At 67.9% G+C, this 12,293-nt stretch carries 10 protein-coding genes and 1 pseudogene; 8 read left to right on the top strand and 3 right to left on the bottom strand.

Features of this window, described 5'->3' with window-relative positions:
- The 4 genes from AB0L00_RS23600 to AB0L00_RS23585 form a co-directional block, all read left to right on the top strand.
- A partial coding sequence (locus AB0L00_RS23600; RefSeq protein ID WP_364437897.1) for a C-terminal helicase domain-containing protein occupies positions 1-678 on the top strand: 678 nt, incomplete at its 5' end.
- Positions 679-1,216: 538 nt separating this feature from the next.
- On the top strand, positions 1,217-1,420 hold the full coding sequence (locus tag AB0L00_RS23595; RefSeq protein ID WP_364437917.1) for a cold shock domain-containing protein: 204 nt from the start codon (positions 1,217-1,219) through the stop codon (positions 1,418-1,420).
- Between the two features lie 126 nt (positions 1,421-1,546).
- Positions 1,547-1,798, top strand: coding sequence for a hypothetical protein (locus AB0L00_RS23590; protein ID WP_364437894.1), 252 nt, complete (start codon positions 1,547-1,549; stop codon positions 1,796-1,798).
- Positions 1,799-2,119: 321 nt separating this feature from the next.
- Positions 2,120-3,091: an acyl-ACP desaturase gene (locus AB0L00_RS23585; RefSeq protein WP_364437891.1), complete on the top strand. Its 972-nt coding sequence runs from the start codon at positions 2,120-2,122 to the stop codon at positions 3,089-3,091.
- A 68-nt stretch (positions 3,092-3,159) separates the two neighbouring features.
- On the opposite strand, the gene AB0L00_RS23580 is transcribed toward AB0L00_RS23585, so the two are convergent.
- Entirely contained in the window at positions 3,160-3,600 is a 441-nt protein-coding gene (locus AB0L00_RS23580) for a histidine kinase (RefSeq protein WP_364437889.1), read from the bottom strand.
- Between the two features lie 699 nt (positions 3,601-4,299).
- Between AB0L00_RS23580 and AB0L00_RS23575 the strand changes: the two genes are divergently transcribed.
- From AB0L00_RS23575 to AB0L00_RS23560, 4 genes and pseudogenes are all read left to right on the top strand, one after another.
- A complete protein-coding gene (locus AB0L00_RS23575; RefSeq protein ID WP_364437886.1) occupies positions 4,300-5,541 on the top strand; it encodes a PP2C family protein-serine/threonine phosphatase in 1,242 nt (413 codons plus the stop codon).
- A gap of 679 nt (positions 5,542-6,220) precedes the next feature.
- Positions 6,221-6,307, top strand: a pseudogene (locus AB0L00_RS23570) (acyl-CoA dehydrogenase family protein); the annotation flags it as partial.
- A gap of 363 nt (positions 6,308-6,670) precedes the next feature.
- Positions 6,671-7,696 carry a LacI family DNA-binding transcriptional regulator gene (locus AB0L00_RS23565; RefSeq protein WP_364437883.1) on the top strand — a complete coding sequence of 342 codons (1,026 nt, stop codon included), beginning with the start codon at positions 6,671-6,673 and terminating at the stop codon, positions 7,694-7,696.
- 79 nt (positions 7,697-7,775) lie between these two features.
- Positions 7,776-11,225 carry a hypothetical protein gene (locus AB0L00_RS23560; RefSeq protein ID WP_364437880.1) on the top strand — a complete coding sequence of 1,150 codons (3,450 nt, stop codon included), beginning with the start codon at positions 7,776-7,778 and terminating at the stop codon, positions 11,223-11,225.
- A gap of 47 nt (positions 11,226-11,272) precedes the next feature.
- Here AB0L00_RS23560 and AB0L00_RS23555 read toward each other — a convergent pair whose 3' ends face one another.
- Together AB0L00_RS23555 and AB0L00_RS23550 are read right to left on the bottom strand one after the other, a co-directional pair.
- Positions 11,273-11,518, bottom strand: a complete 246-nt coding sequence (locus tag AB0L00_RS23555) for a hypothetical protein (RefSeq protein WP_364437920.1) — start codon at positions 11,516-11,518, stop codon at positions 11,273-11,275.
- A gap of 113 nt (positions 11,519-11,631) precedes the next feature.
- Positions 11,632-12,135, bottom strand: coding sequence for a MarR family transcriptional regulator (locus AB0L00_RS23550; protein WP_364437878.1), 504 nt, complete (start codon positions 12,133-12,135; stop codon positions 11,632-11,634).
- Positions 12,136-12,293: the final 158 nt, after the last annotated feature.

The following is a 12,293-nucleotide window of genomic DNA, read 5'->3' as shown; positions in this document are numbered from 1 at the left end:
GTGACCCACTCGGTCGACCCGTCGGCGGGGGCGGTGACCACCATGGAGCACCACCTGCTGCACGTCACGGTGGCGGACAAGCATGACACGACCGCGCACATCGCCGCCCGCGATGGCCGCGTCATCATGTTCGTCGACATGAAGCACGCCGCCGACCGGCTGACCCGCAAGCTCCTCACCGGAGGCGTACGCGCCGCGGCACTGCACGGAGGCAAGTCCCAGCCGCAGCGTAACCGCACCCTGGAGCAGTTCCGCACTGGAGACGTCACCGTACTGGTCGCCACCAACGTCGCCGCGCGCGGCATCCACATCGACGGACTGGACCTGGTCGTCAACGTCGACCCGCCCAACGACCACAAGGACTACCTGCACCGGGGCGGCCGCACCGCCCGCGCCGGCGAATCCGGTACGGTCGTCACCTTGGTCCTGCCGAATCAGCGCCGCGAAATGGATCAGCTGATGGCCACCGCCGGCATCACGCCCCACTCCACGCGCGTACGGTCCGGCGATGCCGAACTCAGCCGCATCACCGGCGCCCGCACGCCCTCCGGCATCCCCGTCACCCTGCCTTCTCCAAGCGCCCCAGGCTCCCGGAACGGCGGCTCCGCGCCGGGCCGTCGCGGCCGGCGGAACCGCCGCTCCCCGCGACTCGCGGCAACCCAGAACGTCAGCGCGTGAAGACGCTCGCGGAGCAGGCCCACGGCCGGGACGGGCCGGCGGACATGACACCCCGACCACCCGACAGCCGCGCGGACAGGGCATGATGTCCGGCATCTGGCCACTCGACGCACGAGCCCCCAAAGCACCGAGACCGCGGAGCGTTCCCAGCGGACACCCTCCCGACGCCGGCCGGACCGAGCGGGCCGATCATCCTGAGACCGTGGATCTCCGCCCGAGACGGGCCGACCAGCGGCCACACGTCCAGCCCCTGCCGCCGGGCGCGCCGGACGCCTGCCTCTGTGGCGACCCCGCAGAACTGGTCGTGGACACCGATTGGTTCAGCGGACGTCATTCTCGTGATCCAGTGTGCCGCCGCCATGTCACCGAGGTGGTGGCCGCCATTGCCGAGCGACAGGCTCGGCGCAACGGACGATGAAGTTTCGATGCGACCGAGCTGCGGATTTGTTTTCAAGTGATAACTTGGCGATAGTTGCAGTTCTGGTTCCCATAGATTTTATGTGCGTCTGCTGGTTTGACCACAGGCGCATTCTTGTTCATGTCGGGTTCCTCTCCGGTTTGGGGTATCTCGGCGGCTGGAGCCCACTTCATTCAGCCCGAAGACGGGGGTAACGACGTCTTCGCGCATTATTCGAACATCGCCGCTCAGGGATTTCGTGAGCTGCAGGAGGGGCAGAAGGTCCAGTTCGACATCACGCAGGGCCAGCGAGGCCCGCAGGCCGAGAACATCATTCCCGCCTGACATCAGGGCAACGTGTCGCGGGGCTCGCGCCGGAGGCGCGGGTCCCGCACATGCGGTCCCACCCACCGGGGACCCCGGCCGTGTCCACGTCATAGACTTCCCTTTGAGGCGACGACGGGGATCGAGATGCCTGAATCCAAGCCCATGGCCGAGCTTCATCTGCGGGTGGTGGGACAGACCACGGACTGGAAGCTGCTACTCCTCGACGAGCCCCCCACGGAAGATCAGCTGGCGGGCTGGATGCAGAATGGAGCGGTGGCGCGGCTGGTGGTCGCCGAGCAGGGAAGCAACCAGCCTCATACGCTCCTCGTCAACTTCTCCCTCGTCGTCGCGGCCCGCGTTGTCGTTACGGTCCGCGGAAGAGGCGTGACTTTCTGACTCGGCGTAACGGTCGCCCATTCACGGATCGGGAGCAGGCGGGGCGGGATCCCGACGCGACGTGACCCGGCTCCCGCGCATCACCGGGCTCGGCCGCGCCTTCGTCATTCCCCCATCCTCGCCGCCACACGGCTCGGCCACCTGCCGGCCCTTCACCGCACGGCGGCGTGACCGCCTGACCCATGAGCCGACGACTTCCCCATGGGTGGGGACGACCGAACCCCGCCGTGACCATGACACCGGGCGTGGGAGAGCAGGCTCAGGGGATAAAGATCACTGACGCCGACGAGGCGCCGTTCATGCCACCATTCGGGGGATCATATGCCGTACACATCTGGGCCGGCGACGACATTCGAGCTGCTCACCGAGCTTGAGCCCGTCGTCGCGGCCGAACTCGACCGTCATCTGGCCACGGCGAAGGAGTGGTTCCCGCACCAGTACGTGCCGTGGAGCCTCGGCCGGGACTACGACGGCCCGCTGGACGGCGAGTCGTGGTCGCCCGAGGATTCGACGATCTCGCCCTCCGCGAAGGAGGCGCTGGTCGTCAACCTCCTCACCGAGGACAATCTACCGGGCTACCATCGCGAGATCTCCACCATCTTCGGCCGGGACGGCGCGTGGGGGACCTGGGTGGACCGCTGGACGGCGGAGGAGAACCGGCACGGGATCGTGATCCGCGACTACCTCACCGTCACCCGGGCCGTCGACCCGGTCGCGCTCGAACGGGCGCGCATGACGCACATGCAGGGCGGCTACCAGGCCGACCACGGCGACAAGATGCTCCACACCCTGGCCTATGTCTCCTTCCAGGAGTTGGCGACACGCGTCTCTCACCGCAACACCGGCAAGGTTTCGGGAGACCCCGTGTGCGAGCGGCTGCTGGCACGGGTGGCCGCCGATGAGAACCTGCACATGCTCTTCTACCGCAACCTGCTCGCCGCGGCCTTCGAGCTGTCCCCGAACGCGACCATGCGCGCCGTCACCGACGTCGTGACCGACTTCCAGATGCCCGGCCACACCATCGACGGCTTCCTTCGCAAATCCGTCGCCATCGCCAACGCGGGCATCTACGATCTGCGCGTCCACCTCGACGACGTCGTGCTCCCCATCCTGCGGCAATGGCGGGTCTTCGAACGGGAAGACCTGAACGGCGACGGGGACAAGGCACGCCAGGAACTGGCGGAGTTCCTGGAACGGCTGGAGGTGGCGGCGACCCGGTTCACCGAACGCCGGGCACGTACGGCCGTTGGCTCGAACGAGGACCGGTTCGGCTCACCGGAGCCCTGGTCGTAGCATCGCCCGGCTCCGCCCGTGCGGCCGAGGACGAAACCGTTCTCGTGCCTGCGAACATCGGTCCACAGCTACGATCGCTGCTGGTGTCGGCAGGGCGACGGTCGTGGACCGAGTTCGGACTGGTGGAACCCGAAAATGGTGAGGCGAAGATCCTTGATGGCTTCGTCCAGCCCGCCGATGGCGTGACAGATCCTTTCGGTCGCGTGGGCGTCGTCGATCCGCGTCAAGGCGATGTGCAGGTGCATGCTCACGGCGAACATCTGGCGGACGATGGTGTCGTTCAGGTTGCCGGCGACGCGGTCATGTTCGTCGGTCAGGCTCTGCCATACCGCCCTGGCCGAGTCTCCTGCGTGGCCGTCCGAGGGCTCCTCTGGAGCACCGGAATCGCGATTCGGCGCTGCCGGCAGACCGCCATCGGCGCGCCTTTCGGACGTTTCGCGTGGCTGAAACTCACGCGTCGTCGGCGGACCTGGTGCCGCACCGTCGCCGGGTGGCCCTGCCGCTGCCATCGGTGCTCGATCGTCTCCGATGATGTGCGACCGGTGCGGCCCACTCTTCGTGGCGAAGATCTCCGGCGGGAGCGATGGCGGAGTCGGCCTGATGGCCGTCGGAGGCGGCCTGCCTGGGGGGCCGTGCGAGGCGGCTGGTGATCGATCGTTCATGATCGTGGCTCCATCGTCTACCCGCCGAGGGTGGCCCTTGCCCGTGTGGCGGGTCGTACCCGCGTGCAAGGGCTGGACGCGTCGTCCAGACCGGCTGGGTAGGCCCTGGCTGCGGCTGCACCAGCCCTGCGGTGCCCGGCGTGAGACGAAGGGGCATCTACCTGCCGACACTACATGACTGCCGAACAGATCAGCGGCTCCGCCCGTTCGGATGTCTCCGGGCGCATGGCTTTGGGCGCCCAAGCGACTCCCCGCAGGTGGCGGGTGACCCGACGCTCTCCGAAGCGGGAGGGGACGCTCACCGTGCGAGCCTGTACGAGGAGCACGCCCATGCCCCTTCAGCACGGTGAAGATGCGATTGTGGAGGACGGTGGTGGTGGCGCGATGCCGAGCCATCGGCGCACGCCATTGTGCCGATGGCGCTGATCTGCATCAGCCCCGTTGAGGCGCGTGGAGCGGCATCCGCCCGTCGCGATGGGGATCGATCGCGTCAGCCGCGTGGAACAGGTGACATGAGACGTTACGGGCAAAGGCTGGTGTGGGGACATGAAGAACGAGCCGGAGTCTCGCAAGATCGCGATTGATCGATCGGAAGGGTTCGGTGAGCGGCTGCTGGGGGCACTGCTGGACCGAGCTCACGAGATGCCGCCCGAGCTCATCGCCCCGCTGGTCGCGGAAGAGGTCGCCAAAATCGGTGGTCGGGACATCTCGATCCTGTTGCAGGATTATGACCACCTGACGCTCGCGCCTCTCTCGGGTCGGGGGCTCACGGGGGGCGCCGCTGAGAGCATCGATGACTCCCCGGCCGGCCGGGCTTTTCTTCGCGCGACCCCCGTCGAACAGCCGCTGGCCGACGGCGTACGGATGTTCCTGCCGCTGCTGGACGGTAGCGACGAAGTGGGGGTCATGGCGGTCACCCTTGAATCCGTCGATGATGACGACCGGCGGTTGCTGCGGCGACTGGCCGGTCTGGTCGCCGACGCGCTGGTCACCAAGAACAGCTACACCGATGAGTTCGTCCGGGCGAGGCGTCGCGAGCAGATGAGCGTGGCCGCGGAGATCCAGTGGTCACTGCTGCCCCCGCTGGCCATGGTCACTCCGCAGGTCGCGGTGGCCGGAATCCTCGAGCCGGCCTACGACGTCGCCGGCGACAGTTTCGACTATGCCCTCAACAACGACATCCTTCACATGGCTGTCATCGACGCGATGGGCCACGGACTGAACGCCGCCGTACTGGCCACCGTGGCCATCGGCGCCTACCGGCACGCCAGACGCGCCGACATCGGACTCGCTGAACTGTACGCCTTCATGGACACCTCCATCGACGAACAGTTCGGGCCCGACCATTTCGTCACGGCGCAGATGATGCGTCTGAACATCACAACAGGGCACCTGCAATGGGTCAACGCCGGGCACCCCGCACCGCTGCTGATCCGCGATCGTCAGGTGATCAAGAGGCTGGAGAGCCCCGGAACCCTCCCGGTCGGATTCGGCGGCGCCCAGCCTCTGATCAGCGAACAAGCGCTTCGCCCCGGCGACCGGGTCCTGTTCTTCACCGACGGTCTCATCGAGGAGCACAAGACCGGTGGAGAGCAGTTCGGTGAGGAACGCCTGATCGACTTCGTCGAGACCACTGGGCGCGTCAGCCAGAGCGTGCGGGAAATGGTGCGGGCCCTGTCCCACGCGCTGATGCGGGAACGTGGCGGGGTCACCACCGACGACGCGACCCTTTTCCTGGTCGAATGGCGCGCGGGGACCGTCGACCACCTCGCCATCACGGAAACATAGCCGGCAGCTACTACGGCTCGCGGTCGAGGAAGCCGCGCACCCCGCCCGTGCAAATGAATTCCGCCTCCCCTCCGGTGCGATGGTCGGTGAACCGCACGGCCACCCCTGGATGCAGGAAAGGCTATCTTCCGGAGTCCGGCGCGGATCAGCCGGGCGGAGAACTCGCCGGTGCGGAAGATCTCCGGGGCGGGCGGAACGCGACGGTGGTCCCCGGCCGGTGCACGGTCCTTCCTCGATCAGGTCCGTGAGGGGTTCGCCGCGGCGGGAGCAGGCACAAGGCGGCCCCCGTACGGCTTGGCCTGCACAGAGGAATAAGGGGCACGAGATCCCGGGACGACGCTGTTCGCTCGTCGTTTGCTCGGATGTCGCGGCACAGTCCGGCAGTACCCGGTACGGCAGCAGCCTGGTCGGCCAGAGTTGGGGCGACGAACGTGGATCAAACGGTACGTACTGGCAGCGCGGAACACGGTGCGGCAGCTCCCGCTGGCTGGGGCACAAGAGCATCGAGGTGACCTACCGGATCTACGGGCACCTGGTGCCTGGCTCGTGGGAACGCGCGCGAGATGTCCTTGACGCCGCCCACCGTGATGGTCAAACGGACCGCTGACCGACCCGTGCTGACCCCGTGCTGACCCGACCCACCCCGATGTGCCCCTGACCTGCGGAAACTGCCCTGCACAGCAAGATCCTCACCATCTTCGAGGGCACGTCTGAGATCCAGCGCCTCATCATCGGCCGCACGCTCACAGGATTGCCGGTCCGCTAGCATTCTCGCAGGTCAGGTGCGTTACGCGTGATCGACCGTGCTGGGTTTGATCACGCTGCATGTCGATCGGTGATTGCTCGGCAGACCCCATTGTTTCCCGTCGGTTCCCCACGCGGTGCTGACTTGGTGCTGACCCCTAACCGCTAGGTGTGTCGTGACCGGATGGGGGCCGGCACGTCCGGAGTGGCCCGCCAGCCGACTGCTCTGACTGTCTAGCGTTAAAACTTCAGGCTCTGGGTCGACCCCTTGACGGCGCAGGGAGGACTCAGTAGCTTGCTGCCGATCTTTTTAACGTTAATATCTGCCCAGGAGATGGCAATGGTTCCGCAGCACACGTCTCGGGGGCCCGCGCCGCATGGGCATGTGACGTTGGTACAGGTGGCGCAGCGGGCGGGGGTGTCGGCGCAGTCGGTGTCGAATGCGTTGAACAACCCGGACCGGGTGGCGCCGGAGACGCGGAAGCGGATCTTGGCGGCGGTGGCGGAGCTGGGGTACGAGCCCAACCTGTCGGCGCGGGCGTTGCGGAACCGGAGCTCGTCGCTGATCGCGTTCAAGATGCGTCCGTCGCGGCCGGACAAGGCGTCGTTGCTGATGGATGACTTCCTCTACGTACTGAACGCCGCCGCGGTCGAGGCCGGATACCACCTGATCCTGTGTCACGCCGAGGACGGCCAGGCCGGCGAGATCAAGGCGTACCGGGACCTGTTGAAGAAGACGTCCATCGACGCGTTCATCCTGGCCGAGACGCACCACAACGACGACCGGGTCGCCGCGCTGCGGTCCTGGGGTGTGCCGTTCGCGTCGTTCGGCCGGTCCTGGGACGGCGACGACAGCCTGGCGTGGGTCGATGTCGACGGCCGCGCCGGTACCCGTGCCGCCACCGAACATGTGGCCGCGCAGGGTCATCGGCGGATCGGCCACATCGGCTGGCCGACCGAGTCCGAGCTCGGCCAGGACCGTCGCGAGGGCTGGCTCGAAGCGTGCCGGCAGCGCGAGCTCGAGACCGACCTGCAGGCCGCGGTGGTGGACTCGCTGGAGGCCGGCCGCCAGGCCGCGCACCGCATGCTCGATTCGTCCCGCCCCGCCACCGCACTGGTCTGCGCGTCCGACACGCTCGCGCTCGGCGTGATGCGCGCCCTGCACGAGCGCGGCCTGCGGCCCGGGGCCGACGTCGCGATCACCGGGTACGACGACTCGCCGACCGCCGCCCTGGTGAGTCCGGGCCTGACCACGCTCCGCCAGCCGATCGACGAGGTCGGCCGGCACCTGATCCAGGCCGTCGACCACTTGATGGCCGGCGATCCCCGCGACCCACAGCACGTACTGCTGGAACCGGAGCTGATCGTCCGCGGCTCCAGCCTCCCCGGACCGCGCACCCGCGAGCCGTAGTACCGACCGAACTCCCGGCACGCGCCCGAGTCGCTGCTCCGGCGCGCGTCACTGTGCCGACCGCCTGAAGGGACACAAGATGAGAGCCGGATCGAGACTGCTCGCGGCCGTCGCCGCCGGGACACTCGTGGTGACCGCAGTGGTCTCCACCTCCACAGCTCGGGCGGCAGCGCCGCCGGCCGACCCGTTCGTGGTGAACGTCGAGAACCTCCCGAGCGGCCGCGCGGTCGCCGGCGCCATGGACCTGACCACGTACGGCGACCTGGACTGGGTGCATGTCACCGGGTCCGGCGTCGACCGCAAGGCCGGGACACCGTCGATCACCGTCGACGACCTGAACCCCGCCGGCGGCCGGACCCAGCTGGGCGACAGCCCGGTCGCGTTCGGCTGGTCCGACGGTGCCGCACCGACCTCGGCATCAGGCGTCACCACCGGCGGTGTCTTCAACTACGACACCACGACCGTCGGTGACACGACCGCCCACGACGCCGGCTACCGGATCAAGGTGCCCGCCGCGGACTCGCCACGGCGCCTGGTGTTCGTGGGTGGGATCTGGCAGGCCACCGGCGCCGTCACCGTCGCAGCGGCCGACGGCAGCGGTACGGCGTACACCACGCCGGTCACCGCCGGCGGGACAGCGGCCGTGAAGCGCTACAGCGTGACCATCCGCCCGGGCGAAGGCGTCGTGGTCACGGCCAAGTTCGCCTCCAAGCTCCAGGCGGCCGGGAACCTGTCGCTGTCCGCCGCCGCACTCTCGCTGGTCAAATCCGCGGCCGACCCGAGCCTGACCGCGACCGCCGCACCGGTCTCGATGAACCTGACCGCCGACGGCCCGGACGACTGGCTGCACCTCGACGGCTCGACGGTGAACCGCCGTACGGGAGTCCCGGACTCGACGTCCCGGCTGGCAGTCACGAACCGGCAGGTCGGCGGCGCGATCGGCGCCCAGAACGACAACCCGGTCAGCTACACGTGGACGAACGGTACGCCGACCGCGGCCGAGCCGGGCACACGTCACGGCGGCATCTTCTTCGCCGACGACGCGAGCGAGAACGTCGACCTGACCGCGCCGTACGGCTACGACCTCACCGTCCCGGCCGCGGCCGAAGGCCGTACGGTGCGCTTCGTCTCCGGCGCCTGGCGCGCCACGGCGAAGATCTCGGTCTACCTCAACGGTGCGACCACGCCGACGTTCGTGAGTACGGATCTGGTCAGCACCGACGCCGCGGTCACCAGGATGTTCGATCTCACCCTCGGCGCCGGCGACTCCGCCAAGGTCAGCGCGCAGCTGCTCCGCAAGACGAACGGCTCCGGCAACGTCACCCTCGCGGGCGTGGCCCAGGCGAGTACGTCGGCCGACGGCTACCGCCGCCTAACCCAGGACCTGCTCACCCAGGCCGGTGCCGCCGACGTGTACGCCGCGACCGCGTCCGCGCAGAAGCAGCTGGACAGCGAGATCACCTCGGCCAAGTCGACCCTCGCGAACAACTCGGCCCAGCGCGACGAGCTGCGGCTGTCGTACCTGTTGCTCAAGGCAGCCTTCGACGAGGCCGTGTCGTCGGCGGCCAACGCCGAGTACACCAGCGTGACGAACCCGGGGCTCACCTCGTCGTTCGGCTGGGAGGGCGACCTGAACGCGCCGATCGCGTTCATCGACGGCAGCTACCGGCTGCGCAGCCGGGGCAACGCGATGATCACCTTCGGAGTCCCGAACATCCCGGGCAAGATCAAGTGGTACAACAGCGAGGGCTACCTGCCGGCGTTCGTCAGTGAGTACGCCAAGGACGGCCTCGACCTGAAGGTGCAGAACTTCGCCGACCTGGTCGTTGTCGGCGGCAACCGCTTCGAGGTCGCGTACTCGCGGATGACGGTCACCAACACGACCGCGAAGCAGGCACGGCTGCCCCGGGTCTCGAACCAGCTGACCCCGCTGAACGCGGCGGCCGACCCGGCCGTGACGACGATCGACGCCGGCCGGACCGTGGTTCGCGACTACGCGGTCGCCGCCGACCGGTTCGACGGCACGTACGACTGGCCGACCGCGACACAGCTGCAGCAGCTCGGTGGCCTTGACCAGCACTACGCCCACATGCGCCAGTACTGGAACACCCGGCTGTCGGCGATCGCGAACATCACCGACCTGCCCGACAAGCGGCTGATCAACGCGTACAAGGCCGGCTACATCTACACGCTGATCATTCGCGACGACGTCAACGGTGAGAAGCAGTTGCACGTCGGCGAGAACGGGTACGACGAGATGTTCGACCACGACACGATCGGCATCGTGTCGACGCTCCTGACGATCGGCGACTTCACGTACGCGAAGGACTACCTGTCCACGCTGCCGGCACAGCTGCAGTACGACGACGCGAAGTGGAAGTACAGCTGGCCGTACGCCCTGTACCTGCAGCGGACCGGTGACAAGGACTTCGTCCGCAGCCGGTTCGAGACGATCAAGAAGAACACGCACACGATCGAGACCGACCGGATCGACGGCGGCAAGGGGATCATCAAGCAGACCGACGCGATCGACTCGCACGGGTACTGGACGATCGACAACTGGTCGGCGCTCACTGGTCTGACCACCTACCGGTACCTGGCCACGGCGCTCGGCGAGACCGACGAGGCGGCGTGGGCGAAGGCGGAGTACGACGACCTGCTGAAGGTCGCGACCAAGCGGATCGACCAGACCATGCAGCAGTACGGGCTGGACTACATCCCGATCTCGATGGTCGAGCCGAACGAGACCGGTCCGCGCAAGGACCCGCGGGACGCGAACTGGGCCTCTATGTTCCTGTTCGGCCGGTGGGCCTGGGATGGCTACCTGTTCGGCGCCGAGCAGACCGGCACGATGATCGACAAGATCGACGCCACCTACACGCACGGTTTCGACCGGCGTAAAGGCATCTCGGACTCGATCTACAACTTCGGCGGCTACCCGCACGGGTACTTCTCCAGCGCGTACAACGCCGGGTACGGCAGTTCCGCGCTGCGCGGTGAGCAGTACCGGGACCTGGGGATCAAGGCCTACCAGTACATGATCGACAAGACGATGAGCGGCCCGTTCGGCTGGTGGGAGGGCGTCGACTACCCGAGCGCGAGCTCGCCGTGGGACATCGACCACGCCCGGGGCGGCGGCGGTTCGAACCAGCACATGTGGGGTCAGTCGACCGCCACCAAGGTGCTGTTCGACTCGCTGATCGCCGAGAAGTCGGACGGGTCGCTGATCATCGGCCGCGGCGTACCGAACGAGTGGCTCCGGACCGGCCAGAAGATCGGGCTCGACCGGTACCCGGTGCAGAGCGGCGGCCGGGTCGGCTACCACCTGAAGACGGCCGGCAAGGCGGTGCTGATCCAGTTCAGCGGTGACGTGTCGGACGTCACGGCGTACAGCGTCGAGCTGCCGGCGTTGCGGAACAACATCGTGAACGTGTCGGTCAACGGTGCGGTCGTCGACCAGAGGGCCGGTACGGTCCGGGTTCCGGCCGGCACCAAGAACCTGACGATCGTCCTGCGGCACACCGTCTAGCAGAGCCGACGACGGCCCCGGACCCGACGGTCCGGGGCCGTCTGCCGTTACTGGGCGGTGCGCCCCAGGTCCACACCGGCGCACCCAGAACTCTGAACGGCACCGGTGCCCTGCGCATCAAGGTCGAACGCGATCCGGCCGATTCGGTGATCGCTGCTGCGGGAGATGACCTTCATGATCGTCGCTTCGCCGTGCGCGGTGGTCCTGGCCACGATGCCCCCGCTGCTGTCGGCGATCGCCAACGCCGGCCGCCACGGCGTACTGGTCAAGTCCGCCGCGGCCTGCGCGAGCACGGCCGGAGGGCGCAGCGGCAGCGAGCTGACCCTGGAACGACGTCATCCCAGAGGTGGCAGGTGCCCACCCACGCCCGCAGGTGCCCGCCTCGGCCCTCCCGCGTACCGGTTCGTCACACTCCGCCTTTGCGACGGCGAGGCGCCGCCGAGCGAGGCGGCGTCGAGCGCATGTGGTCGCGCACCGGCGCCAGCAGGCCGGCGAGGGCCTTGACGTCGTCGTGCGACAGCGGCTCGAAGAGCAGGCCGCTGACCACCTCGATGTGACCGGGCAGCACCTTCCCGAGCAGCGCGCGTCCGGCATCGGTGATGGTGACCGTGACGCTCCGCTCGTCATCCGGAGAGGGGGCGCGCACGACCAGCCCCGCCTTCTCGAGCAGACCTGCCTGGTAGGTCAGACCGCTGCGGCTGTAGACGACGCCGTCGGCCAGGTCGGTCATGCGGTGGCTGCCCGTCGGCGAGTCCCCGAGACGGGCCAGCAGCTGGAACTGCACATAACTGAGATCACCGGCCTCGCGCAGCTGTTGCTCGACCGCGTGCCGGAGGAGGCTGGTCACCTCGATCAGGTCGAAGTAGGCGCCCAGCTGCACGGGATCGAGCGACGGCGGTGAATCAGGCATGACTGAATTCTACTGCTTCGAATTCGAACGAGCGCCGTCGTCGCAGCGCGATCCCTCTGGTGCGGCCCTAAGCGCAGCCGGGGTAGCAGATGCTGGCCTAGATGTACTTGGCCAGGACGTTGGTGACACGTGACCGCAGATCGTTGATCACGAAGAGG

The organism is Actinoallomurus sp. NPDC052308, from assembly GCF_040679195.1.
Classification (GTDB): domain Bacteria; phylum Actinomycetota; class Actinomycetes; order Streptosporangiales; family Streptosporangiaceae; genus Actinoallomurus; species Actinoallomurus liliacearum.
Note: the sequence above shows the minus strand (reverse complement) of the source record. Positions and strands in the feature narration are given on the sequence as shown.